The sequence below is a fragment of the Hahella sp. HN01 genome (genome assembly GCF_018986435.1).
Lineage (GTDB): Bacteria > Pseudomonadota > Gammaproteobacteria > Pseudomonadales > Oleiphilaceae > Hahella.
The window spans coordinates 58,830-84,337 of record NZ_JAHMIN010000024.1; the positions used below are offsets into that span (position 1 = coordinate 58,830).

The 25,508-nt window shown below is 51.7% G+C and carries 23 protein-coding genes; 13 read left to right on the top strand and 10 right to left on the bottom strand.

Annotated features, from left to right (window positions below; translation table 11 throughout):
* Positions 1-51 precede the first annotated feature (51 nt).
* A complete protein-coding gene (locus KP814_RS21275; RefSeq protein WP_216738659.1) occupies positions 52-1,380 on the bottom strand; it encodes a TolC family outer membrane protein in 1,329 nt (442 codons plus the stop codon).
* 398 nt (positions 1,381-1,778) lie between these two features.
* Here KP814_RS21275 and nudF point away from each other — a divergent pair, with 398 nt between their 5' ends.
* From nudF to gcvH, 5 genes are all read left to right on the top strand, one after another.
* On the top strand, positions 1,779-2,426 hold the full coding sequence (gene nudF / locus KP814_RS21280) for an ADP-ribose diphosphatase (RefSeq protein WP_216738660.1): 648 nt from the start codon (positions 1,779-1,781) through the stop codon (positions 2,424-2,426).
* Positions 2,427-2,463: 37 nt separating this feature from the next.
* The gene (locus KP814_RS21285) at positions 2,464-2,907 is read left to right on the top strand and encodes a DUF1249 domain-containing protein (RefSeq protein WP_216738661.1); all 444 of its coding nucleotides are present in this window, start codon (positions 2,464-2,466) and stop codon (positions 2,905-2,907) included.
* A 208-nt stretch (positions 2,908-3,115) separates the two neighbouring features.
* Positions 3,116-3,919 (top strand): 3',5'-cyclic-AMP phosphodiesterase, encoded by an 804-nt coding sequence (gene cpdA / locus KP814_RS21290; RefSeq protein WP_216738662.1) that lies wholly within the window; start codon positions 3,116-3,118, stop codon positions 3,917-3,919.
* Positions 3,920-3,971: 52 nt separating this feature from the next.
* A complete protein-coding gene (locus tag KP814_RS21295) occupies positions 3,972-4,565 on the top strand; it encodes a YqiA/YcfP family alpha/beta fold hydrolase (protein ID WP_216738663.1) in 594 nt (197 codons plus the stop codon).
* 91 nt (positions 4,566-4,656) lie between these two features.
* Positions 4,657-5,052 carry a glycine cleavage system protein GcvH gene (gene gcvH / locus KP814_RS21300; protein ID WP_216738664.1) on the top strand — a complete coding sequence of 132 codons (396 nt, stop codon included), beginning with the start codon at positions 4,657-4,659 and terminating at the stop codon, positions 5,050-5,052.
* Between the two features lie 66 nt (positions 5,053-5,118).
* Here the strand turns inward: gcvH and KP814_RS21305 are convergent, their stop codons facing one another.
* Positions 5,119-5,994 (bottom strand): HDOD domain-containing protein, encoded by an 876-nt coding sequence (locus KP814_RS21305; protein WP_216738665.1) that lies wholly within the window; start codon positions 5,992-5,994, stop codon positions 5,119-5,121.
* 192 nt (positions 5,995-6,186) lie between these two features.
* Here KP814_RS21305 and KP814_RS21310 point away from each other — a divergent pair, with 192 nt between their 5' ends.
* Positions 6,187-7,380, top strand: a complete 1,194-nt coding sequence (locus KP814_RS21310) for a class I SAM-dependent rRNA methyltransferase (RefSeq protein WP_216738666.1) — start codon at positions 6,187-6,189, stop codon at positions 7,378-7,380.
* Positions 7,381-7,433: 53 nt separating this feature from the next.
* Here KP814_RS21310 and KP814_RS21315 read toward each other — a convergent pair whose 3' ends face one another.
* Complete coding sequence (locus KP814_RS21315) at positions 7,434-8,591, bottom strand: imelysin family protein (protein WP_216738667.1); 1,158 nt, start codon at positions 8,589-8,591, stop codon at positions 7,434-7,436.
* Positions 8,588-9,244, bottom strand: coding sequence for an HAD family phosphatase (locus KP814_RS21320; protein ID WP_216738668.1), 657 nt, complete (start codon positions 9,242-9,244; stop codon positions 8,588-8,590). Before KP814_RS21320 ends, KP814_RS21315 begins: the two co-directional genes overlap by 4 nt.
* A gap of 240 nt (positions 9,245-9,484) precedes the next feature.
* On the opposite strand from KP814_RS21320, the gene rppH reads away from it, so the two are divergent.
* The 3 genes from rppH to KP814_RS21335 all read left to right on the top strand — a co-directional run bounded on the left by rppH (position 9,485) and on the right by KP814_RS21335 (position 13,782).
* The gene (gene rppH / locus KP814_RS21325; protein WP_216738669.1) at positions 9,485-9,970 is read left to right on the top strand and encodes an RNA pyrophosphohydrolase; all 486 of its coding nucleotides are present in this window, start codon (positions 9,485-9,487) and stop codon (positions 9,968-9,970) included.
* Between the two features lie 12 nt (positions 9,971-9,982).
* On the top strand, positions 9,983-12,259 hold the full coding sequence (gene ptsP, locus KP814_RS21330; RefSeq protein ID WP_127973469.1) for a phosphoenolpyruvate--protein phosphotransferase: 2,277 nt from the start codon (positions 9,983-9,985) through the stop codon (positions 12,257-12,259).
* Between the two features lie 266 nt (positions 12,260-12,525).
* On the top strand, positions 12,526-13,782 hold the full coding sequence (locus tag KP814_RS21335) for a patatin-like phospholipase family protein (protein WP_216738670.1): 1,257 nt from the start codon (positions 12,526-12,528) through the stop codon (positions 13,780-13,782).
* 120 nt (positions 13,783-13,902) lie between these two features.
* Here the strand turns inward: KP814_RS21335 and KP814_RS21340 are convergent, their stop codons facing one another.
* The 5 genes from KP814_RS21340 to KP814_RS21360 form a co-directional block, all read right to left on the bottom strand.
* The gene (locus KP814_RS21340) at positions 13,903-14,268 is read right to left on the bottom strand and encodes a gamma-butyrobetaine hydroxylase-like domain-containing protein (protein ID WP_216738671.1); all 366 of its coding nucleotides are present in this window, start codon (positions 14,266-14,268) and stop codon (positions 13,903-13,905) included.
* 22 nt (positions 14,269-14,290) lie between these two features.
* Positions 14,291-15,619 carry an HslU--HslV peptidase ATPase subunit gene (gene hslU, locus KP814_RS21345; protein WP_216738672.1) on the bottom strand — a complete coding sequence of 443 codons (1,329 nt, stop codon included), beginning with the start codon at positions 15,617-15,619 and terminating at the stop codon, positions 14,291-14,293.
* Positions 15,620-15,634: 15 nt separating this feature from the next.
* Complete coding sequence (hslV, locus tag KP814_RS21350) at positions 15,635-16,180, bottom strand: ATP-dependent protease subunit HslV (protein WP_127973465.1); 546 nt, start codon at positions 16,178-16,180, stop codon at positions 15,635-15,637.
* Between the two features lie 156 nt (positions 16,181-16,336).
* The gene (locus KP814_RS21355; RefSeq protein ID WP_216738673.1) at positions 16,337-16,894 is read right to left on the bottom strand and encodes an SPOR domain-containing protein; all 558 of its coding nucleotides are present in this window, start codon (positions 16,892-16,894) and stop codon (positions 16,337-16,339) included.
* 155 nt (positions 16,895-17,049) lie between these two features.
* Positions 17,050-19,287 (bottom strand): primosomal protein N', encoded by a 2,238-nt coding sequence (locus KP814_RS21360; protein WP_216738674.1) that lies wholly within the window; start codon positions 19,285-19,287, stop codon positions 17,050-17,052.
* 160 nt (positions 19,288-19,447) lie between these two features.
* Here KP814_RS21360 and rpmE point away from each other — a divergent pair, with 160 nt between their 5' ends.
* On the top strand, positions 19,448-19,666 hold the full coding sequence (gene rpmE / locus KP814_RS21365) for a 50S ribosomal protein L31 (protein WP_127973462.1): 219 nt from the start codon (positions 19,448-19,450) through the stop codon (positions 19,664-19,666).
* Positions 19,667-19,907: 241 nt separating this feature from the next.
* The gene (locus KP814_RS21370; RefSeq protein ID WP_216738675.1) at positions 19,908-21,179 is read left to right on the top strand and encodes a malic enzyme-like NAD(P)-binding protein; all 1,272 of its coding nucleotides are present in this window, start codon (positions 19,908-19,910) and stop codon (positions 21,177-21,179) included.
* 108 nt (positions 21,180-21,287) lie between these two features.
* Here the strand turns inward: KP814_RS21370 and KP814_RS21375 are convergent, their stop codons facing one another.
* Positions 21,288-23,699 (bottom strand): penicillin-binding protein 1A, encoded by a 2,412-nt coding sequence (locus KP814_RS21375; RefSeq protein WP_216738676.1) that lies wholly within the window; start codon positions 23,697-23,699, stop codon positions 21,288-21,290.
* Between the two features lie 177 nt (positions 23,700-23,876).
* Here KP814_RS21375 and KP814_RS21380 point away from each other — a divergent pair, with 177 nt between their 5' ends.
* Both KP814_RS21380 and KP814_RS21385 read left to right on the top strand, forming a co-directional pair.
* Complete coding sequence (locus tag KP814_RS21380; RefSeq protein ID WP_216738677.1) at positions 23,877-24,941, top strand: pilus assembly protein PilM; 1,065 nt, start codon at positions 23,877-23,879, stop codon at positions 24,939-24,941.
* The gene (locus KP814_RS21385; RefSeq protein WP_216738678.1) at positions 24,941-25,507 is read left to right on the top strand and encodes a PilN domain-containing protein; all 567 of its coding nucleotides are present in this window, start codon (positions 24,941-24,943) and stop codon (positions 25,505-25,507) included. Before KP814_RS21380 ends, KP814_RS21385 begins: the two co-directional genes overlap by 1 nt.
* The last annotated feature ends 1 nt before the right edge of the window (position 25,508 follow it).

A 25,508-nucleotide genomic window follows, 5' to 3' on the forward strand; every position in this document is an offset into this window, starting at 1 on the left:
GTAAACTAAAAAGCCGCAACTTAGTGCGGCTTTTTTAATGCTTGCAGAGGGTTAACGGGTCAATACGTTGACTGGCTCCGCCAACCACTTGTTCAGCTCATTGATGTCGTTGACCGACAAGACGCCAGCGGTTTGCTTGAACGACAGCGTATTCAGAACGAAGTCGTAACGCGCGTTGGCGTAGTTGCTGAGGGATGCGTAATAGCGGCGTTCTGAATCCAGAACTTCGACGATATTGCGCGTACCCACATCATAGCCGGCGCGAGTCGCCTGCAGCGCGCTCTCGGAAGAAATGATTTCCTGTTTGCGAGCTTGGATCGACTCAATATTGGTCTGCAGCGTCCGATAAAGACTGCGCAGTTGCAGACGAATATTACGCTGAGCGGTATTCAACGACTGCTCCGCTTGTTCCAGACGATAGCTTGCTTGACGCACGCCGGACTGGGTCGCTCCGCCGGTATAGATTGGAACGGAAAGATTTAAAGATACTGACAAATCATTGCTGCGTTCATCCGCTGCGCCACGGCCATCGGACTCACTGAAGCCATAGCTCGCTTTAGCGTCGAGGGTCGGGTAATGACCGGCTTTTTGGGCGGAAACGCTGCTTTGCGCGCTTTGCACGCTCCAACTGGCCGCCAAAACCTGAGGGTTGTTGGCGAACGCTGTTTCTTCCCATTTCACCGCAGAGTCGGGCGATACCTGCACAACAGGTAGGCTTTCGCTGAGCACCTGCACGGTATCGGTGTAGTCTCCGGTGATGCGCTGCAGGCTTTCTAATGCAACGTCCAGCTGTCCTTGAGCGTTGATGCGCGAGACTTTGCCTGAGTCATAGGTCGCTTTGGACTCATGCACCTCAGTAATGGCGATCAATCCAACTTCAAAGCGCTCTTTCGCTTGCTCCCACTGGCGCTGAAAAGCTTCTTCCGCGCGCTTGGCGGTAGTCAGGTTGTCCCAGGCGCGTAGTACGCCGAAATAGGCGTCAGCGGTGCGGAACAGTAAATCCTGCTCTGCGCTGCGCAGGTCTTCATCGGCGCGGTTACGGGAGTATTTGCTGGCTTGATAACTGTAGTATGTGTCTAGCTTCAATAACGGTTGGGTCAATGTGACTTCGCCGCCCTGGCTGACGTAACTGTCATCCGGGGTGAGCCGAGTGTCCACGTCATGGTGGGCGACGCTGGCGCCAGCGCCGACACTGGGCATCAATCCCGCACGGGTTTGGATGACACTTTCTGCTTCCGCATTCCTTCCCGCCAGAGCGGCCGCCAGCTCAGAATCATATTGCAGGGCTTTATTGTAGGCGGTGGCGAGATCCATGGCTTGAGTGGAGGCGCTAAGGCATAGCGCCCCGATTGAGATAAGCAATTTGCTTGGTCGGAACATAACGTCGGGCACCCCTCTTTAACAGTCCGGGTTGTGTGGAGTAAACACTTGAAAATTCGTATGAATTAAAAATGCCGCACAGTTTAACGCAGAATGCGTCTCATTAGATCACGAAGTGTGGAAATAAAACATTACGTATGTATACGGTGATTACATGGGGCGGTATCTTCGGTTATTTATAGGCTCCGCGCAATAGCGCTCAGGTGAGGTGGCGCGGCATGGTCTACACTGCTAACTCGCTTTGAACTCAAAACTTGGCGGCCTTAAGTCCGGATTAGAAGCGGTAAAGCCATTGCAATCGAAAATGGTTTAACATGAAATAATTGCGCTTATCTGAGCGAAAACCCGCGTCGGAAAAGGCGATACAAAATCCGGATACTATGAGCGAGAGGTGAAAGGTGAAGCAGGATACCCAGAAACTGCCAGCGGACAGTCAATTTGGTAAGGACGATGTGGAAGTGATTTCCAGGCAGACTGGCTATCAGGGATTCTTTTCTATCCAGAAACTCGAACTCAGACACAAGTTGTTCGCGGGCGCCTGGTCTGAGCCGATTCGCCGGGAGCTGTTTGTGCGCGGCGGCGCCACTTGCATGCTTCCTTATGACCCGGTGCGTGATCAGGTGGTGCTGTGTGAGCAGTTTCGTATTGGCGCTCTATATGAAGGCTCATCGCCCTGGTTGATGGAGCTGGTGGCGGGAATCAATGAGGAAGGCGAAACGCCTGAAAGCGTTGCGTGTCGTGAAGCTCAGGAAGAGGCGGGACTGGAAGTGAAGGCTCTGCGTAAAATTCGCCATTACCTGCCGTCTCCCGGCGGAAGCTCGGAATCCATTGATCTGTTTTGTGGCTTGGTGAATGCGGAAGGGGTTGAGGGGCTGTATGGATTGCCCCATGAAGGAGAGGATATTCGCGTACACGTGGTGAGCCGCGAGCAGGCTTATGCATGGGTGGAAAGTGGGCGCATCAAGGATGCAGCGGGAATCATTGCGTTACAGTGGCTACAATTGAACCGCGAGCAATTGCTGGCGGAGTGGCGTGAGTTTTTATGAGATGATGATTTAAGACTTCAATTACGAAGGAGAATGCGTGAAACAACGGTACGTGCCAGACATCGCCCAATTCGGAGCTATCTGCGAGGCGAATTACTTTCGCCTGAGCAAGCTCGTCGCCGATAGGGAAGCCGGCTCGGAGGTCACCTATTCGCTGCATAATCATGCAGCCTATCTGGGGTTAATCCGTATAAAGGTACTGGAAGCCAGTCGTTATACTAACCTCTTGTTTTTGGAACAGGTTCACGCAATTGGTCGATGGGTGAATAACCCTCAGTTAACCGTTCGGATATATCACGACGCGCGTATGGCGGAAGTCATCAGCGCGGTGAATCATGCGCGAGTAGAGGCGGTGAACGATTATCCTAACGGCAAAATGCATTTGCCTGATGAAAAACTGCAGCTAAACCAGTTTCTTTCCGAGTGGCTGAATTATTGTCTTCACCATGGCCATTCGACGGAAGAGCTGAGAGACTTATAATCCCTCCGGCTCAATGTTAGCCGGCTGATTCAGGGACGAGTAAACAGCCGGTGACGGGCCAAAAGTGTCTGATTGTTGTGAAATAACACAAATTTCAATGATTATGTGACTGACTAACTGGAAAATGTCCATATCCGGCATATATTTTTTATAAGTAAGCAAAAGGATTTTCCCGTAACAACTCACTCAGACTGCGGCGGATGATGAGGTGGCGTCAGACAACAACCAAGCGTTAACCGTTATTCAGGTAACTGATTCCCATCTGCGGCGGGAACCGGACGGCACTCTATTGGGTATGAACACCCGGCGTAGTCTGGACGCGGTGTTGTCGCTTGTGCGCGCCAATCACGAGAACCCGGATTTTGTGCTCGCCACCGGCGACATTGCGCAGGATGGGTCAACAGAGGCGTATGAATGCTTCCACGAGAAAATGCTGCCGTTTCAGTGTCCGATTTACTGGTTTTCAGGCAATCATGATGACCCGGGCGTCATGGCCAAAGCGGTGCGAAATCCCGAGTGTCTGGCCAAGGTGAAAATTTTCGGTCCCTGGAAACTGATCTTTCTCGACTCCTCTGTTCGACGCAAGGTATATGGCAAGTTGGCCAAAAAAGAGTTGCAGTTATTGAAAGCGGAGCTGGAGAAAGATCAGGACAAACACGTGATCATCTGTTTCCATCATCACCCTGTCGATGTGAACTGCGCTTGGCTGGACACCATTGGGTTGCATAATCGGGATGATTTCTTCTCTGTGATCGACGCTTATGATCATGTCCGGCTGATACTTTGGGGGCACATTCACCAGGAATATGACCAGATGCGCAATGGCGTGCGGCTTCTGGCGACGCCGTCCACCTGCGTGCAATTCAAGCCTTACAGCGAGGATTTCGCGGTGGACAATCTGGCGCCGGGATATCGTTGGTTGAAGCTGTATCCTGATGGACGGGTAGACACTTCCGTCGTGCGGGCCAGTCATATTGAGTTCGAGGTGGACCTCTCCAGTAAAGGCTATTGAGCGTGGGCTCTTGCCGCCGTCATGACGACTTTCCTCTAGTTTGCGAGTATTGATGAATCATTCCTGTATTCTTTATTTACATGGCTTTAACAGCTCTCCGCAGTCTTTTAAAGCGCAGTGCGCCAAACAATGGCTTTCCCAAACTCATCCGAGCTTAGAGCTTGCTATTCCCGATCTGCATTATTCGCCTTTAGCGGCGATGGAGCGATTGGAGAGAGAGTATTTCGCAGGAAACGATAGGCCTCTGGGAGTCATCGGCAGCTCGCTGGGGGGCTACTACGCGGCTTATCTGCACCATAAATATGGTGTTTCCGCGGCATTGATTAATCCCGCGGTCAGACCCTATGATCTGCTGGAAGGATACTTGGGGGTGAATAAAAATCTCTATACGGGCGAAGAGTACTTGCTGGAGCCTCACCACATGGATGAGTTGCTGGCGCTGGATTCTCCTCCTCCGGCTACAGGAGAGCGTGTTTATACCTTACTGCAGACCGGCGACGCCACTTTGAACTACCGTGAGGCGGCGCTGAAGTTCTCCGCCTGCGCGCTCTGGGTGCAACCCGGCGGGTCGCATGAGTTCGAGGATTTCGAGCGGGTTTTGCCCAGTATCGTAAATTTTTTTCTATCGTCTACAATCCAGAAATGACGATAAAAGGATTTTAATAACGCAAACCTACGTATGTCCGTATAAAATACCCGAATATTAACCTAATGAATTGACAAAGAAGGGTCAAAAGATGAGCAGCGTTCCAAGTGAACTGAAATACAGCCCCACTCACGAATGGGTGTTGTTGGAAGACAACGGCGTGGTGACTGTAGGCATTACCGATCACGCTCAGGATTTATTGGGTGACATCGTGTTTGTCGAGCTGCCTGAAGTCGGAGCGGAACTGGGCGCAGGCGACAACGCTGGTGTCGTAGAGTCCGTCAAGGCCGCATCTGACATCTACTCGCCGGTCACCGGGGAAGTGGTGGAAGTTAATGAGGCGCTGCAAGAGTCTCCAGAGCTGGTCAACAGCGACCCTTACAACGATGGCTGGCTCTTCAAAATCAAGATCGCCGACGTTAAAGAGCTGGAAGGCATGATGGATGCCGAAGCTTACACAGCACAGTGTGAAGCGGAAGAAGGCTGATTCGCCGGCTTGATTTACAATGCATGCGTCCGGGATGCCCCCGGGCGCTGCTTGATTCTCGAATGTTTAGCGGTAGTTGCTGACGCTGACGCCCATTTCTGAAAACGACTCCTTCATCTCATCCACGTCGTAGTTGGTTAACCCCACGAACTCCAAAACATCTTTTTGGATACGGTTCCATTCATGGTCCTCCGATTGCCTGCCAAGCACGTGGAAATTTCCGCAGATGTGTTCGGATATCTTCAGTACCGCCAATATGGTTTTTTTCTCCGGATTGCGGCTTTCCCGGTCGCCAAAGATCCTCTCTGCGCTGTGATGCTCTGCAATGGCTTCGCAGAGGTGTTTGGGCAGATTCCAGGATTTGGCGGTGTAGTAGCCGACTACCGCATGATTAGTGTTCAGGCGCTCGTTCTCAGTTTCCGTGATGCGTATATCCGCGTGACTGTATGCTTCTTCAACCACCTGCAGATAGTTGGGGAAACGCTGAATCATCAGAGGAATGCCGCAGTTATGAAACAGCCCTAACAGATAAGCCTCATCCGGGGACTGGTAACCGATTTTCTTGGCGATATTGGCCGAGATGCTGGAAATATCGTTAGCGGTATCCCAGAAGCGAGTGAGCTCCACGATATGCTCATCGGACATCTCGCCCTTGATGGAAATGCCGTTGATGATGTTGACCACACTCTTTAGTCCTAAAAGAGAAACCGCCTGGGCGATAGACGCAATCTTGTTGGACAGGCCGAACATGGGGGAATTAACGAACTTCAACACTGTGCCGGCGAGCCCCACATCCTGACTGATAAGCTGGGCGATACGGCTGATATCCGGGTCGGGCATCACCTGTTCCATTTGAATATCCACCAGTATTTGCGGCTGCGGCGGTATTTTTATTCCCTGCAGAATATGCTGGATTTGCTCTTCGTTGAGTTCGGTGCTCATGAGGACTCCTATGTGAATACAGCGGATGCGACGCCGCAAATTTAAGTTTAGTCCAACTGATAAAGTCCGGGGTGTTGATGATGGCGAGCCTGACCGATATTAAGCGGCTTTGAGAGGGCTTTATCAGTTATAATCCGCGCCGTTTTATCGAATCACCAGCGCCAGCGGCGCAGCAACTAATGAGGGGCGAATATGGATGCGGGCGTACTGCGTTTACGGGAAAATGCCGACAAGCGGCTTCGTAGCGGGCATTTGTGGGTATACAGCAACGAAATCGATATTCAGAAAACGCCACTGACTGAATTGGCTGCGGGGCAACCTGTCGTTATCGAAAACGCAAAGGGAAAACCGCTGGCGGCGGCCTTTGCTAATCCTCACGCGTTGATTTGCGCACGCATAGTCAGCCGCAGCCCCAAATTGTTTCTCTCTCGCTCCTTGCTGAAAAAGCGGATGCAGGCGGCGGACGAATGGCGTAGTCATTTGTTCGGAACCCCGCATTATCGGATGGTGTTTGGCGACAGCGATGGGCTGCCAGGTTTGGTGATTGACCGTTTCGGCGCTGACTTTGTAGCGCAAATCTCCACAGCGGGAATGGAGCTGTTCAAGGACGATGTCGTCGATATCCTCAAAAATAATTTTTCCGCTCGCACTGTGATCCTGAAAAATGACGGCAAGATGCGTGAAGTGGAAGGACTGGAGCGCTATACCCAGTGTTTTGGAGATGAGATTGAAACGCTGGAAGTGATTGAAAACGGCGTAACTATGTCTGCGCCTGCCCAGGGTGGCCAAAAAACGGGATGGTTCTATGATCATCGCCCCAATCGCGCCGCTCTGTTTCCCTGGGTGAAAGGCAAGCGCGTACTGGACTTGTTCAGTTACGTGGGCGGTTGGGGTGTGCAGACCCTGGCCAATGGCGCGGAATCCGTCACCTTCGTCGACTCATCTGAAAGCGCATTGGAATGGGCCCAGCGAAACTGCCGCCTGCAGATGGAAAATCCGCCATGCCGTTTTATCCGTGAAGATGCTTTCAATGCATTGGAAAATCTGTGTCAGGAAAAAGAAAAGTTTGATGTGGTGATTGTCGATCCGCCTGCGCTGATACCTCGTCGCAAAGATCAAAAGCAAGGCGAGCGGGCTTATCAGCGTTTGAATCAGATGGCGCTGCGATTGACGGCTCCTGGCGGCATGCTGATGTCAGCTTCTTGTTCCATGCATCTTTCTTCTGAGCGCCTGAGAGATATCCTGCGAGCATCGGCGCGAGAAGTCGATCGTACGGCGCAATTGATATTCCAAGGCGGGCAGGGCGCGGATCATCCGATTCTCCCGGCGATACCTGAGACGGACTACATCAAGGCCATGCTGCTGCGCGTTACGCCGACTTTGTAAAGGTTGCCTGGAAGGAGTGATGGCCGGAGTCATCCGGCCATGAGAATGCAGTCTTAGTTTCCGGCGAACCGGATAATGATTTGCTCCCGAAGTTGCAGCGCCTGATTTTCGCAGATGGCGATCTGTTCTTCGTTATCCTCGGCGGTGGCGCTCAATGCCGTCAGGCAGCCCTCCAGTTTAAGTCGAAGCTCCTTAAGACTGCTGCGAGTCTGGGCGTCTGTAAACAGCGCTGGCTCTGTCAGAAAAGGCTGCATGGCCCTCATTCGTCCGCGCCAAAAATGGGCCGCGTCCTGACTGAACTCCAAGTGCTCCTGAAATCGCCAGCCGGGTTCGCCGTCCTTAGGTTTCAAGGCACCGACCACTTCACGGTCAATAAAGTCGATCAGTGCGATAAGCCAGGGGTTGGCTTCTCGCACTGCTTCCATCTGGCTCATGCTTTTTCCTTTCAGGAAGATGCTCCCGGAAGGCGGCCGCCAGGCGGCGGAGAATTCCGTCATGTCTTGCACCAGACGCTCGCCTTGCAAGCGCAGAAGCTCGCGCCGGCGCTCTGTATCAGGAGTGTCGGCATTCACGATAAAACGAGCTGACTGTTGCGCAGGATCGTTATGCGACCAGAGCATGAACTCAATCGGATGCATTCCGTAAACCAGATAGTATTCGTCCGCAAACTGATGCTGCTCACTCAATGTTGCGTTGTCGATCTCAAGGTCTTCCGCATAGGTCAGTCCACTTTTCGGATAGCCGGGCACTTCGTCAAGGTAGCCGCCCAGCAGCGGCGCAGCGTCCAAAAGCGACGCGCGGTTATATGGCGCTCCAGGCGCTTTGTGCTTGAGGTAGTTTTTCGCCGCTGGTAACTGACTCCACACTTTGAGCTCTTGTAATGCCGTATGCGCTTGCAGCCAATCTTCCCTGGCTTCGTTGAGAGACTCTGGCGTTGGCGTACTGATAAATTCTTGTAGGCCGCGATTCAGCTTTTCTACTGCGTGCAGGGCGGCGTCATGTTTTTCCGTTGCCGCGCTCCAAAGTGGCGACACGACTGTTGCGTCCGTCACTTTGGCGTCAACCTGCTCCTTTGCGGGGAGTGGCGTGGCGGGCTGCTGCGGCGCTGGCGATTCACTGGAAGAATTTCGCTCCGCGCTTTTATCGCAGGCAGCTAATGCGACGCACAGCAAGAGCAGCTGGATCGCAATATGACGTCCGCCTACTCTCATGGGCGCAGACTCATGATTTCCCAGCCGCGCTCGCGAGCAGTTTGCAACAGACGCTCATCGCCGTCGACCACAACAGGGTTACCGACATGCTCCAAAAGGGGAATGTCGTTGTGGGAATCACTATAGAAGTAGGCGTCTGACAGATCGTAAGGGTTGTGTTGCAGCCACTCACGCAGACGTGTCACTTTCCCGGCCTGATAGCTCGGTATGCCGCTGACTTTGCCTGTATAACGGTTGTTGATGAACTCAGGCTCGGTGGCGATCAGCTCATCGACTTCCAGCAGGTCGGCGATAGGTTGCGTGACGAAGCGATTGGTGGCGGTGATGATAAGCAGGTAATCGCCTTTGTCGCGGTGGCTGCGGAGCAGCTCAAGCGCTTTGGGAAGCAGGAGAGGGCGGATCGACTCTTCGACAAATTCTTTTCGCCACTGATGCAATTGCTCCAGCGGATGCTGAGTCAGAGAGCTTAGGGCGAATCCCAGATATTTGAAGATATCCAGCTGACCTTTAAGGTAGTCCTGATAGAACTCGTCATTTACGCGTTTGAAGTCTTCCTGATCGACAATTCCTCTGTGAACCAGAAAATCGCCCCAGGCGTGGTCGCTGTCGCCGGCGATGAGAGTATTGTCCAGATCAAAAATAGCTAGAGCCAATGCTTAAACTCCTCTGTGATGGGCGTGGGAATTGTACACTATAAAGGAAATCGATCTGTAGCGGCCAACTGTAGCGGGAACGAGGCGTGACGGGCGGTCAGGGTGACATTCTGTTATTTATTGACTAAATCCTAATATATTATTAGAAGAGTTAGCTAAAAGCCCTTAAAGTAAAGCTAATTTGTATACAGCTGTTCAATTGTGGAACAATGTTGAAAAAAATTATAAGGATGGCAGTTCGTGATAGACGCTGAAGGTTACCGTCCCAACGTCGGCATCATACTGTGCAACCCTCGCGGTGAAGTGTTCTGGGCCAGACGTATTGGACAAGACTCCTGGCAGTTTCCCCAAGGCGGCATTAAGAAAGACGAATCGCCTGAAGAGGCTCTGTTCAGAGAGCTAAAAGAAGAGGTAGGGCTGCCGCCTGAGGCTGTTGAGATTGTCGCTGGCACCCGCGGCTGGCTGCGTTACCGGCTGCCGAAGAAAATGATTCGCTATGACTCTCATCCCGTGTGCGTGGGGCAAAAGCAAAAGTGGTTCATGCTGCAGTTATTGGCGGATGAATCGGAGATCTGCACGAATTACACGGACAAACCTGAATTTGACGGCTGGCGCTGGGTCAGCTATTGGTATCCCCTCGGGCAGGTAGTATCCTTCAAACGAGAGGTGTATCGACGGGCGATGAGGGAGTTCGCTCCGGTCTTGTTCAAGCGTGAGGAAAGTTGAAGCGTCCCGCCTATGCTGAGTGTATTGCGTAGTATTGTACAAGAAGTCAACGCCGCTCCGAATCTGGGAGAGGCGTTGGAGCTTATTGTCAAACGCGTACATGAGTCGATGGACACGGAGGTGTGCTCCATCTATTTGCTGGATCCAGAGACCAATCATTATATTTTGATGGCCACCCAGGGGCTTAATCCCGAGTCCATTGGTAAGGTTAAGCTGGGGCACTCAGAGGGTCTGGTTGGGTTGGTGGGGGTGCGTGAAGAGCCTCTTAACCTGCATAATGCGCCAGCCCACCCCCGTTATCGTTATTTCCCTGAAACCGGCGAAGAAAAGTATAAGTCCTTTCTCGGCGTTCCTATTATTCATCACCGTAAAGTACTTGGCGTATTGGTTGTTCAGCAGCAGGCCAGTCGTCTGTTTGATGAGAGTGAAGAAGCTTTCCTGGTAACTATCTCCGCTCAGCTCGCCGCAGTTATCGCCCATGGAGAAGCGACGGGAATCATCTCCGGATTAAACTTTACTGGACAGAAAGCCCGGGACATTTGTTTTAAAGGCGTCGCTGGCGCATCAGGCGTCGCCATCGGTAAATGCGTCGTCAAATTTCCTCACGCTGACCTGAAAGCCGTACCGGAAAAGCCCTGCACCGATATTGAAGCAGAGATGTCGCTGTTTGACGCCGCGGTTGCGGCGGTGCGGCAAGATATCAAAGAGGTGGGCGAGCGTCTGTCAACGCAGTTGCGGCCGGAGGAGCAGGCTTTATTTGATGTTTATCTGGGCATGCTGGATGACAATGCGCTGAGTGGCGAAGTGAAGAACTTCATTCGCGAAGGTAACTGGGCTCAGGGCAGTCTTAAAGTCGTCGTGCAGGAATACGTGCGCCACTTCGAGGCGATCAACGACGCTTACCTGCGGGAGCGAGCGGTCGATATCAAAGATCTGGGCCAGAGAGTTCTGGCTTATCTGCAAAAACAGCATATTGATGAGCAGCGCGACTATCCGGAAAACACCATCCTGGTCAGTGAAGAGCTGACGCCTTCCATGTTGGGCGAGGTGCCTCGCGAGAAGTTGTTGGGATTGGTGTCGGTGCAGGGTTCAGGTAACTCCCACGTGGCGATTCTCGCCAGAGCGATGGGATTGCCGTGTGTAATGGGCGTTATAGATATGCCCATCAACAAGCTGGATGACAGAGACATCATTATTGATGGTTACAATGGCGAGATATACAGCCATCCATCTCCAGAGCTGTTGAGCTACTACAACTCAATCGTTGAGGAAGAGCAGCAAATTTCAAAGGGCCTGGAAGAGCTGCGTGATCTTCCCTGCGTCACCAAAGACGGCCATCACATGACGTTATGGGTCAACACAGGCTTGATGACTGACGTCGTGCGCTCTTTGAATCATGGCGCAGAAGGGGTTGGGCTTTATCGCACGGAAGTTCCCTTTATGATCAACGACCGTTTTCCCAGTGAGCAGGAACAACGGGATTGCTATCGCGAGCAGTTAGAGGCTTTCGCGCCCAGCATGGTCACCATGCGTACGCTGGATGTGGGTGGCGATAAGGCGTTGAGTTATTTCCCTATAAGTGAAGAGAATCCTTTCCTGGGCTGGCGCGGCATTCGCGTGACGCTGGATCACCCGGAAATTTTCCTGGTGCAGGTGCGGGCGATGCTGAAAGCCAGCGAAGGCCTGGATAATCTGCGCATCATGCTTCCCATGATTTCCAATATCTCGGAGATAGAGGAAGCGTTGCACCTGATCTATCGTGTTTACCATGAGGTCAGAGAAGAAGGCGCTAATGTGCGCATGCCGCCAGTGGGCGTAATGATTGAAGTGCCCAGCGCAATTTTTCAGGTCAAAGAAATTGCGGAGCGGGTGGACTTTATTTCCGTAGGCAGCAATGACCTGACTCAGTATATGTTGGCGGTGGATCGCAATAATCCGCGCGTTGCGTCTTTGTATCACTCTTTCCATCCCTCCGTATTACAGGCGCTGTATAAGATTGCCTGCGACGCCCATGCCGTCGGAAAACAGGCGAGCATATGCGGAGAGCTGGCGGGAGACCCCGGCGGCGCCATTCTGCTGACGGCGATGGGATATGATGTGCTGTCTATGAATGCGGTGAACCTGCCGAAAGTAAAATCCGTACTGCGCTCGATCTCACTGCGCTGGGCGGAAGACCTGCTGCGCAGGCTGCTGATAATGGATAGCCCCCAGGTAATTAAAAGCACGCTGGAATTTGCGCTGAAAGAAGTCGGGTTTGAGCATCTTACGCGTCCGGTGCGGCAAAACTAATCGGCTAAACCAAAGTCTCAGTGACGAACCACTCTGAAAGGCGCTTTAATGAGCCTGGGCGTTAAACGCGTCAAAGTGTCGATAGAATAAAGGAAAATGCGTCGTTATAACGCCATGTGAGGCTTTTCGTGACGACGTTTATTTAGTATGAATATTCTAATTCCGTCTGCTAGCGTTTGAATTAAGTCACATAACAAGAAAAGCCATCTGCGCAGTGATTACGCGCACTATCAAGCATGAGCTGAAATTAAAAGGTTGGAGAACTAATGGCGGCAATCCCTGAGAAAAATAAGGCTGGCCCCAAGATCGGGTTGGTATTGGGAGGCGGCGGCGCGCTGGGCGGCATCTATGAAATTGGCGCTTTGCGGGCTCTGGACGAGGCATTAGATGGACTGGATTTCAACGACCTGTACGTCTATGTCGGCGTTAGCGCAGGCGCATTCGTCGCAGCGAATTTGGCCAATCAGATGACCACGGCGCAGATGTGCCGGATATTTGTCAAAAACGAAGCGGATGTGCACCCTTTTCACCCCGGCGTATTTTATCGACCCGCCTTACGTGAATATCTACGTCGAGCTGTTTCCATCCCTGGACTGGTGATGGAAGCCTGCGCAAAATTCATTGAAAACCCTCGCGACCAAAGCCTGCTGGAAGCCATGACGATTCTTGCGCAGGCGGCCCCCTCCGGCTTATTTGAAAACGAGGGTTTACATGAATACCTTGAGCGTTCCTACAGCCTACTGGGACGCACCAATGACTTCAGAAAACTCAGTCGCCGTTTATATTTGATCGCGGCGGATCTCGAAAGCAGCGATGCCGTTCGCTTCGGCTCGCCCGGTTTTGATCACGTTCCAATCTCCAAAGCAGTACAGGCCAGCGTCGCTGCTCCGGGTATTTATACGCCTGTGGAGATTGACGGTCGTCACTATGTCGACGGTATCTTACGGAAAGGAATGCACGCTTCCGTTGCACTGGAGGATGGCGCGGACTTGGTGCTGGCGATAAACCCGGTCGTGCCTATAGACGTCCAGCAGGCGGTGGAGGCCGGAACCATGGCGCAGGGCGCCTTGCTCAACAAAGGGATGCCGAACATCTGGTCGCAGACCTATAGAACCATGGTTTACTCCCGCATGCGCGCTGGCATGGCGATGTACGAAAGCGAGTATCCCGATGCGGACATTGTGCTGTTTGAGCCGGCCCGCTATGACGCTAAACTGTTTTTCTCTAATGTCTTCAGTTTCCAGTCGCGCCGCATTGTCTGCGAACACGCATACCAGATGACCAGACAGGATCTGCTGCACAGATATGACGCATTGTCGGAGCAGTTTGCGCCCTACGGCGTCACTATTCGCAGAGATATTCTCGAAGATGAGCAGAGGACTATCAGTACGAGCCTTTATGGTGAAATGCTGCCAGTCTATGTGGCGAATGAAAAGCGCAGCAATGTCAGCTACTTAAGCCGGATCGGTAATAGCCTTGAAGGGGTGGCTGATTTATTGCAAAGCGCTAAGAACATAATTTGAGGTTTTACCCTTCGTCCGATTTCCCCCTCCTATCAAACCCCATTTGGACGAAGGGTTTTTTCTTTTGCAGATAAATAGAAGGGCGCTATTTGTCTGACAGTATGAAGAGGGGCCTCGGGGTTAATCTCTTGAAGCGTTGGCGGCATCTAGTTGGGCGAGATAGCCTTCCCAGTAGCGCTCTTTGTTTTGGCACAAGTCATATAGATACGGCCAAGAGTAAATGCCGCTATCATGGCCGTCGCTGAATGTCAGCTTTAATGCGTAATTGCCTGCGGGCTCTACGCCATCAATGCGCACAAGGCGTTTGCCGGTCTGCAGCACCGCGCCCTTGCCCCCATGCCCTCGCACTTCCGCAGAAGGCGAGAGCACACGCAAAAATTCCGCTTCCAACACATAGGTTTCCGTTTCGCCATAGCTCAGCTCAAGTGTGGCCGAGCGTTGATGGAGTTGGATTTGGCGTGGAATAGGGGCCTGGGATGCAGACATTTATACTGTTTCCTATGGAAGTTTAAAGAATATATCGGCTGAGGTCTTCGTCTTCCGACAGTTCCCCCAGGCATTTATCGACATATTCAGCAGTGACCTCAAAGTTGTCTCTGATCTTATCGCCAGCCGCGAAAGAGACTTCTTCAAGCAGCTTTTCCATAACTGTGTGCAGCCTTCTGGCGCCGATATTCTCAGTCTTCTCATTCACCTTCCAGGCAATCTCTGCGATGCGCTGGATGGCCCCTTCACTGAAGCTGATGTCCACGCCTTCGGTTTTCATCAGAGCGACATACTGTTCAGTGAGTGAAGCATTCGGTTCGGTCAGAATGCGTTGGAAGTCGCTGGGCGACAGTGCATCCAGTTCTACGCGAATGGGCAGACGCCCCTGAAGCTCTGGAATCAGGTCGGAAGGCTTGGCGAGATGGAACGCGCCTGAAGCGATGAAAAGGATATGGTCCGTTTTCAGCATGCCGAATTTTGTGCTGACGGTGCAGCCTTCGATCAGCGGCAACAGGTCTCTCTGCACGCCTTCCCGGGATACGTCGGCGGAGCTAGTTTCGGAGCGTTTGGCGACTTTATCGATTTCATCAATGAAGACAATCCCATTCTCCTCAACCGCACGCAGGGCGCGTTGCTTGATCTCTTCCTCGTTGACCAGTTTGGCGGCTTCCTCATCTTTGACCTTTTTCATGGCTTCCGCCACTTTCATGCGCTTGGTGCGCTTGCGGTCTCCGCTCATGTTGGAGAACATGCTTTGCAACTGGCTGGTCATCTCCTCCATGCCGGGAGGCGCCATGATCTCTACGCCAACCGGTGTGGCCTTGATCTCGATGTCTATTTCCTTGTCATCCAGCGTGCCCTCGCGCAGCTTCTTGCGAAACACCTGACGGGCGGCGGATTCTTTCTCGACTGGCGCATCACTGTTGAATGAGCGTGCGGGAGGAAGCAGGGCGTCTAGAATGCGTTCTTCGGCGGCGTCCAGCGCGCGGTTCTCCACTTTCGCCATTTCTTTCTCGCGTAGAAGCTTGATGGCCATATCCGCTAAGTCACGGATGATGGACTCCACGTCACGGCCGACATAGCCCACCTCTGTAAACTTAGTGGCTTCTACTTTAATAAACGGCGCATCAGCCAGTTTGGCCAGACGCCGGGCGATTTCAGTTTTCCCTACGCCGGTAGGGCCGATCATCAGGATATTTTTGGGAGTGACTTCGTCACGCAGACTTTCATCAATCTGCATACGCCGCCAGCGATTGCGCAGTGCGATTGCAACCGCACGTTTGGCGGAGTCTTGTCCTATGATGTGCTTGTCTAGCTCCTGAACTATTTCACGGGGAGTCATGGACGACATTGTTTAAACCTTCTCTTACACAGTGGGGGGAGTCTGAGTCCCGTCAATTTCTTCCAGCGTCAGGTTCTGGTTGGTGAAAACGCAGATGTCCCCCGCTATTTCCAGGCTCTTCTTAACGATATCAGTCGCTTCAAGCTCGGTATTTTCGAGTAGCGCGCGCGCCGCAGCCTGAGCATAGGGGCCGCCTGAACCAATCGCGATCAAGCTGTTCTCCGGCTCTATTACGTCGCCGTTGCCGGTAATGATCAATGAAGCTTTGCTGTCTGCGACCGCCAGCAGAGCTTCCAGGCGGCGCAAGGCGCGATCGGTTCGCCAGTCTTTAGCGAGTTCAACGGCGGCTCTGACGAGATTGCCCTGATGCTTTTCCAACTGGGCTTCAAAACGTTCAAACAATGTAAATGCGTCAGCGGTGCCGCCAGCGAAACCGGCGATGACTTTATTGTGGTAGAGGCGGCGCACTTTGCGGGCGTTCCCCTTCATAACTGTATTGCCCAGGGATACCTGGCCGTCGCCGCCCATGGCGACCTTACCGTCTCTACGGACTGAAACAATGGTGGTCATGCCTTTCTCCAGGCGATTGAATGAATAACCGTAAGGAAAGGTATATGGAGCCGATGACGGCTATTTCAAGGAAGTGGGAGAGTAGAAAATAGTCGTAGCGCAAGGCGATGCGCCTATTGCCGGAGTAGCACGGCGCAATGGGGATAGGAAGCGGGATTAATTCTCCCGCTTTTGCTTCTTCACCAGAGGTTGAATGTTAATGGCGACCAAGCGGTCCATGGCGCTGTTCATCTTTGAGCGTGACGAAAATGGGCCAACCTGCACTCGATACCAAACATTCTCACTGGAAAGCTTAACTTCTTCTACTTGGGCTTTTAGACCCTGAAAGCCAATGGTCGCCCGCTGTTTTTCCGCATCGTCAAACTCTCTGAATGAGCCAGTTTGCAGCATATAGATGATCGCCTCATTGGACTTTTTAGGCGTATAGGCCTCCACTTTGGGGGCCACGACTTCCGTTTCCGGAAGCATGTCGTAGAACTTGAAACGCGGCTCATCCGATTCTTTGGTTTCTGTCTTGGCGACATTGGCGGATGAGTTGGGCTTGGATGTCTGCGCCGTCGCGGAAGAGGGGATTCCTGTGTTTAATTTGGTTGAAGGCACGGAGTTCAAGTAGAACAGAAAATACAGGAAGGCGGCGGCCAAACCCAGGTTGATAAACCAGACCCAAGGTGAAATTTTCTTTTCAGGTTGCTTTGTAGCGGCTTTCTTACTCATTTACCTAAGATTTTATCAGTCGGTTATTACAGTGAAAGGTTCGACAAAGGCAGGTTTTGCTTTCCAGCGCATAATCCTGAGATAGCCGCTCTCTCGGCGCAACCTTCGTCAAGCTCGCCATTATCCATGTCGTAGAATCAACTCGCAACCGCATGCTAGAGGGTTTCCAGCGGATCAACGTCAATCAGCCATTTAAAGCTTGAGGGGGTTGCGATGCCTTCACTATATCGTAGCCAATGCTTCAGAAACTGGCGCAACTCTGCTTTTTGAGGAGCAAATAGCCACAGGATTGCATGGAAGCGGTTTTGTTTTCGCTGCATCACACTAGGGAAGGGGCCGTGCGCCTCTATCTGCAGATTGCTGTTAAATTTCAGCAGCTCCGTTAGAGACTCTCTTAGTGTCCAGAGTCCGCCGAGTGCCGCTTCCAGCGTAGGCGCCTCCGCCCGAATCAGGGCCATGCTTGTATAGGGAGGGAGCCTCCCTGCTTCGCGAATGTGCAGCTCTTCTTCACAAATAGCGTTGTAGTCCTGGGCGGCGATAGCTTGAAGTAAGGGGTGGCTTGGAAATAAGGTCTGAATAACGACTTTGCCTTCCACCGTGGAGCGTCCTGCTCTTCCGGCCACTTGCAGTAGCAACTGCGCCGTTTTTTCCGCCGCTCTGAAGTCGCTGCTGAATAATCCACTGTCAGCGTTAATTATTCCAACCAATGCCAGGTTGGGAAAATCATGCCCCTTCGCCAACATTTGAGTGCCGACAATAATACAGGGCTCGTTGCTGCGAATTTGGTGTAGCTTATCCTGCAGGCTGCCTTTTGTTTGGGTCGTGTCGCGATCGATACGGATGACGGGCGTATCGGGAAATGTCGTTTCCAAGAACTCCTCGGTGCGCTCCGTGCCGGCGCCGACTGCTTTGAGAGAGTCTTGTTTGCACTTTGGACAGCAGGTGGGGAGTGAGTATGTGCTATCACAATGATGGCAGCGGAGTTGGGCGGCTTTCATGTGATAGGTCAGGCGAGCGTCGCAGTTTCGGCACTCCGCCAGCCACCCGCATTCGACGCACATTAATGTGGGAGAGAACCCTCGGCGATTGATGAACAACATGACTTGGCGCTGCTCAGCCAAGTGTTGCTTTATCTCCTCTAATAAAGGAGGGGAGATCCCGCCATACAGAGGGCGGCTTTTAATATCCAGCAGTCTGATACTTGGAGTGCTGGCGTTGACGGCTCGTTGTCGCAACAAAATAGACTCATAACGCCCAGCGCTGGCATTCATGAGAGATTCCAGCGAGGGGGTGGCGGAGCCCAGTACGATAGGGCAGTTATGCTCCTTGGCGCGCAAAATGGCGAGGTCTCTTGCGTTATAACGAGCGCCGTCCTGCTGCTTAAATGAGCTGTCGTGCTCTTCATCCACAATAATCCCAGCCAGATTATTGAAGGGGAGAAACACCGCAGAACGAGTTCCAATGACAATCTGTGTACGTCCTTCCAGAACATTTATCCAAACACGCATGCGTTCTTTATCCGTGAGAGCGCTGTGGTATGCGGCCACCTTGTCGCCAAAACGAGAAGCGAAGCGCTGTCTCAGCTGGGGCGTGAGTGATATCTCTGGCGCAAGAGCAAGAAACTGGCTGTCAGGATGTTGGGCAAGAGCGAATGCGATCCAGGCTAAATAGACTTCTGTTTTTCCGCTGCCGGTGACTCCGTTCAATAATATAGTGCGGAAGCTGCCTGGATTAGAGGTGATCGTGTTGAGAGCGTCCTGTTGCTCTTGGTTGAGCGGCGGCGCAACAACCTGAGTTGTGGCGGCGTTATTCCCAGGAATATAAGAATGGGACTGAATCAGTCCTTTTTCGTTAAGGGCGCGCAATTGGGTGAGAGAGTACCCTTGGGCGGTGATATCGTTTTGGAGCATGGACTTTTTTTGTGAGAGCACGCTCCACAACTGCTTTTGCTTGGCTCCTCGTATCAGGTGGTCTGCATTGCCTGCTGAGAGACCCAACGAAGATACCGTCCAGTAAGTCTCCTGCAATGAATTGATGATATCTGCATCAATACTTGCCGTGCGCAGAGGTGGAGGGAGGGCGGCGAACGCAACCTCGCCTATCGGGGCATGATAATAATCGGCGACCCACTGACATAGCTGGAGGATGACGGGCGGAATCAATGGCGCACGATCAAGTATCTTTGCAACGGGTTTGAGTCGTGACACTGGCAGTTCCGACTCGCTGGGTGTGGCGAGGACGACGCCAGTCAGGCTCCTGCGTCCAAAAGGTACTTGTACTCGCGTGCCCGGTGAGTACTCTTCCCTTTGGTCTGAGGGCTGTGACGGAAGATAGTCAAATTGCCTGCGGAGAGGGACTGGCAGCGCTACGCTTACTACGAAAGAGGTTGACATTTCAGATTATAGGAATCTAATGCTTGTGAATTGTTCACAATCTGGTATGATCACGCGTCTTTTCCACAGGCCAAATTGGTTGTGCGCTAGTTTGCCTAACATTGCGGTGCCCGACAAGTTCAGGGTTCGGGTAGCGGCAGTTTTTAAGCGAGGTAAGGTTATGAAGCAAGGTATTCACCCGGAATATAAAGAAATTACTGCAACTTGCAGTTGCGGTAATGTTATCAAGACCAAGTCTACTCTGTGTGAAAATATTCACATCGACGTATGCTCCAGCTGCCACCCTTTCTATACTGGTAAGCAGAAGGTTCTGGATACTGGTGGACGTATCGATCGCTTTAAGAAGCGTTTCGGTGGTCGCATGGGTCGTTCCAGCTAATCGCAGAACACCCAATAATAAAAAAGGCGCCTCTGGCGCCTTTTTTATTTTCTGGACCAGCATCGCCCCAAGTTTAGCTTAAGTCGCTGAAACCGCCGTGGTTTCCCTTGAGTGCAGAAATTAAACAAGTAATAATGTGCCTCCGGTTCTTTCGGGCAATATAAAATATATAAAAAAGTGGAGGTTCGTTTAGCCTTTGGAGGCGACGGTAATCCCATCATTAGAGAGTAGGATAAAAGCAATGTCAGACGAGTTGAAAAAAGCGGCGCTGGAGTATCATGCACAACCGCGCCCGGGTAAGTTGAGTGTTGAGATTACCAAACCTACGGCGACTTCTCGTGATCTGTCCCTGGCTTATAGCCCGGGCGTAGCTGAGCCTGTTCGCGAAATCGCCAAAGATGCGGAAAATGCATATCGCTACACCAATAAGGGGAATTTGGTCGCAGTGATATCTGATGGGACGGCCATTCTTGGGCTGGGTAACTTGGGGCCTTTGGCCAGTAAGCCGGTCATGGAAGGCAAAGGCGTACTGTTCAAGCGTTTTGCCGGGATCGACGTTTTTGATATCGAAGTCAAAGCGGAGAGCCCACAGGCGTTTATCGACACAGTCGCTCGTATTGCGGATACCTTTGGGGGCATTAACCTTGAAGACATCAAAGCGCCGGAGTGCTTTGAGATAGAGAGAGTGCTTATTGAGCAGTGCTCTATTCCAGTATTCCATGACGACCAGCATGGCACGGCTATTGTTACGGCGGCGGGTATGCTGAATGCCCTGGAGCTGCAAGGCAAACAAATTGGCGAAGCCAAGATTGTGTGTCTGGGCGCGGGCGCTGCGGCGGTGGCCTGTATGAAGCTTTTAATTAGCTGCGGCGCGAAATCGGAAAATATCTATATGATTGACCGTAAAGGCGTTATTCATAGTGGTCGTGACGACCTTAACCAATATAAGGCTATGTTTGCTCTGGATACCGATAAGCGTACCCTGGCTGACGCTTGCGAAGGTGCTGACGTATTTGTGGGGCTTTCAGGGCCGGATCTGCTTTCAGTCGATATGTTGAAGAGCATGGCTCCGAATCCGGTGATTTTCGCTTGCTCTAATCCTGATCCTGAAATCAAGCCTGAGCTGGCGTTGGCGGCTCGTGATGACTTGATTATGGCGACAGGACGTTCTGATTATCCGAACCAGGTTAATAACGTACTGGGTTTCCCCTTCATTTTCCGTGGCGCTCTTGATGTTCGTGCGACTGCTATCAATGAAGAGATGAAGGTCGCGGCAGTGAACGCTATCCGTGAACTGGCCAAACAACCTGTGCCACAAGATGTTGTTGACGCTTATGGCGGCGAAAAGTTTGAGTTTGGTAAGAACTATATTATCCCCAAACCGATGGACGTTCGTCTGTTGACCGAAGTATGTGCGGCTGTCGCCAGAGCGGCGGTTGACTCAGGTGTGGCTCGTTTGCCTTACCCCGAGCACTACCCATTGAACTCAATCGATGATATTAAAATCGTGTGATTTGAGTTGACGAATAAAAAGCCGCGCAATTGCGCGGCTTTTTATGGCGCTGACCCGTCCTGAATAGAATTGGTGCTTACTCCAGGACTAGGCTCGCGAAGGGGCGGGCTAATTAAAAATCATCTCCATTAGCGGCGTATCGCTTGAGCCACTGCTTCCGCCATCATAGGTGGGTGAGTCTTGTCTTACTACCTGTGGTACTGTTTCCGCTTTAAACATTTCGAAAATCGCATTTTCCTGTCCGGGCGCGGCGCGCTCGCCCGTATCTGGGTCAATTTTTACGGTGACTATGCCTGGGGGCTGTTTTAGCTGCGCTTCCGGCATGTCCTTAAGTGCGTCTTCCATGAAGTCTATCCATATGGGGAGCGCTGCGCGACTACCATATTCACGACGGCCCAATGTCGAAGGCTGGTCAAAGCCTACCCAAACAGTTGTCGCGATATTGGCGTTGTAGCCGGAGAACCAGGCGTCGACCTGATCATTGGTTGTGCCGGTTTTGCCTGCCAGGTCGTTTCTGCCAAGGGACATGGCTTTAGTTCCTGTGCCGCGTTTAATAACGTCCTGCAGAATGCTGTTCAAAATGTAAACCGATCTCGGGTCGGCAATAGGGGGAGCAATATTGGCCTGATGTTGGTCATTGCTAGATGCAGTCTTGCGATTGTTGTCACATTGGGTGCATGCCACTGCTGGATTGCTTTGATAAACCACTTTGCCGTTATAGTCGATGACTTTATCGATAAGGTAAGGGCTTACTTTGTACCCGCCGTTGGCAATGGCGGCATAGCCTGACACGACATTCATTGGCGTGTACTCAACCGAGCCCAAAGCAAGTGAGAGGTTGCGAGGAATGCGGCTTTCTTCAAATCCAGCTTGTGAGAGGAAATTGACGGTGGTATCTATGCCTATCTTTTGCAGAAGGCGTATGGATACAAGGTTGCGGGACTGATAAAGCGCCTTTCTCAATCTCATTGGGCCGTTAAAGTTCAACGATGAGTTTTGCGGCCGCCACGAGTCCTCCAGATTGGCGTCTTCGAAAACAACGGGGGCGTCATTTATTGTTGTCGAAGCGGTGGCGCCATTCTCCAGCGCCGCCAGATAAACAAAGGGTTTGAAGTTTGAGCCGGGTTGTCTCAATGCTTGAGTCGCGCGGTTGAATTTGCTCAAGAAGAAATCAAAGCCGCCAGTAAGCGCCAAAATGGCTCCATCCTCCGGTGCTAGTGAAACTACGGCGCCTTGAACGTTGGGGATTTGGCTGAGGAACAGTTTGTCTTCGTGCGACTTCACATAAATGACATCGCCTTGCTTGAATATATCCTCCGCTTTTTTGGGAGAGCCGCCGCGTTCATTAACATGAACATACTTGCGCGCCCATGCCATGCCTTCCCAGAGTAGTGTGGCGGTGTCGCCAGAAGACATTAGGAGAGTCGCTTTCTTCTCTGTGACGGCGATAACCCATGCGGGCTTGAGTTCTCCAACAGAAGGGAATTCTTTTAAGCGCTCCGCAACAATATTAAGTGCGTCTTCTCCCTCTGGCGCATCAATGTGTCCGGCGGGGCCTTTGTAGCCATGACGCTCGCTATACTCGACGAGCCCCCGCTTTAAGGCTGCGTCCGCTTCTTTCTGCAATTTGCTATCTATCGTCAGAATGACATTGTAACCATCGGTATAGGCATCGACGCCAAACCGGTTGACAATTTCCTGGCGCGCCATCTCCGCTACGTAAGGCGCATCAGCCTCAGGTTGTGCTCCATGGTAACTGGCTGTAACTGGCGCTTTGCGCGCCTCGGCCTGCTGCTCTGGAGTAATCATACCCAGCTCCTGCATACGGCCTAGTATCCAGTTTCTGCGGATTAGCGCCCGATCCGGTGAGGCGATAGGGTTATATTTGGATGGAGCTTTTGGAAGACCTGCGATCATCGCAGCCTGAGCAAGTGTCAGTTCTTTGATGCTCTTCCCATAATAAGCATTTGCTGCCGCCTCTATGCCATATGCCCTATTCCCCAGATAGATTTTGTTTAGGTAAAGTTCAAGGATTTCCGGTTTTCCAAGTTCGCGCTCAATCTTTAAAGCCAAAAGTATCTCATTGAATTTTCGGTCGAAAGTGCGTTCCTGGCTGAGAAAGAAGTTTTTTGCGACTTGCATTGTAATCGTGCTGCCGCCGGACTGAATGCGACCAGTACTGGCAAGTTGCAAAGAAGCGCGCGCCAAGCTTTTTACATTAACGCCTTGGTGTTCGAAGAAAGCGGAGTCTTCCGCAGCAAGGAAGGCGTTGACAAGATTTGTAGGTATTTGATTGTAGGAAACGGGCGTTCTTCGCTTTTCGCCGAATTCACCTAACAGTTGCTGGTCGCGGGTATAGATTCGCAGTGGTGTCTGGAGTTGGACGGACCTTAACTGCTCCACATCCGGCAGGTTGGGTGATAAGAAAAGATAGAAGCTGGATGCAATAACGATACCGGCGGCGAGGCCCGCCGCGAACATCCAACTTAAAAATCGTAAGAGCCTCACAAAATTTCGCATGTTTTTCCTGACATCTTTACAATCTATGTCTATTATTTAAGAAATTTCTTTAGGTTTGGATAACACAGTCAGATTATACGCTTTTTGCGCTGGAGATTTTAGTAATCTTCGAATGTTGGCTATGCTTTCAGAGCAGACTTTAACCTTTTAACCGTAGTGCGATAAGAAGGCAACTTTGTGTTTGGACTATTTGGAAAGAAAAAACAGCCGGTTTTAGGGCTTGATATCAGTTCTACATCGGTCAAGCTGATTGAACTCAGTCAGCAGGGCAGTCGATATCGAGTGGATAGTTATGCCGTGGAGCCTTTGCCGCCGAACGCAGTCGTTGAAAAGAATATCAATGATGCAGAAGCAGTAGGTGAAGTGATCTCAAGAGTTGTAAGCAAAGCTCGGGTCAACACCAAGCAGGCTGCGGTTGCAGTCGCAGGTTCAGCGGTTATCACCAAAGTCATTCAGATGAGTTCTTCAATTCGAGAGCAGGATCTGGAGTCACAAATTCAAATCGAAGCGGACCAGTACATCCCCTATCCACTAGACGAAGTCGCTCTGGATTTTGAGGTGGTGGGTCCAAACGAAGTCAACGCAGAAATGATGGATGTTCTCTTGGCTGCGTGTAGACGGGAGAACGTTGAGCTTCGTGAAGATGCTCTGGAAATCGGCGGTCTCACCACGAAAGTGGTGGACGTCGAAGCGTACGCAATGGAACGAGCCATGGGGCTTATAGAAGCGCAGCTTGGTACGGGTGATGAGTCTCAAACCGTAGCTGTTGTTGATATCGGCGCGACAATGACCACGCTGAGTGTGCTGTCTGACGGCAAGACTATCTATACGCGCGAACAGTTATTTGGCGGCAAGCAGTTAACGGAAGAAATACAGCGCCGATATGGCTTGTCGCAAGAGGAAGCAGGATTAGCCAAAAAACAAGGCGGCTTACCTGATGACTACGAACAGGAAGTTTTGCATCCTTTTAAAGAAGCGGTTGTACAGCAGGTGGCCAGATCGCTGCAATTCTTCTTCTCGTCCACTCAATTCAACGAAGTTGATTACATCATTTTGGCGGGGGGAACCGCCTCAATTCCTGGTGTCGCTGAATTGGTTCAGGAGCGGGTCGGGACCACAACGCTGGTGGCGAACCCATTTGCAGACATGACAGTGTCGTCAAAGGTTAATGCGTCAGCATTAAGTAATGACGCTCCCTCCCTCATGATCGCGTGCGGATTGGCAATGAGGAGTTTTGACTAATGGCGCGTATTAACCTCCGTCCCTGGCGGGAAGAGCTCCGAGCTGAGCGACAGAAGCAATTTATTACAGTGCTGCTGGGTATGTTGATTATTAGCGCTGGGGCGGGCTTTCTTTGGCATCGTTACGTTGAGGGCTCCATCGAATATCAGGTTCAGCGTAATAACTTCGTCCGTAATGAAATCGCTCAATTAGAGAAGCAGATAAAAGAGATACGAGAGCTCAAGAAGAAACGTGATGCCTTGATCGAGCGTATGAAGGTTATTCAGGACCTTCAAGGTAAGCGGCCTATTATTGTGCGCGTTTTTGATGAGCTGGTCAAAACAAACCCTGATGGAGTTTACTTTACCAATCTTGTTAAGAAGGGAGAAACGCTAGAGATAAAAGGCGTAGGCGAATCGAACAGCCGAATCTCTAGTTTGATGCGTAGACTCGATGAATCAGACTGGTTTAAAGAGCCAAACTTGACTTCAGTTAAGGCGCTTAGGGACGATGAAGCTAAGAGTGCTTTTAATATGACAGTGAAGCAGGAAGCTCCAAAAGAAGATAGTAAGAAGGGAGGAGCTTAAT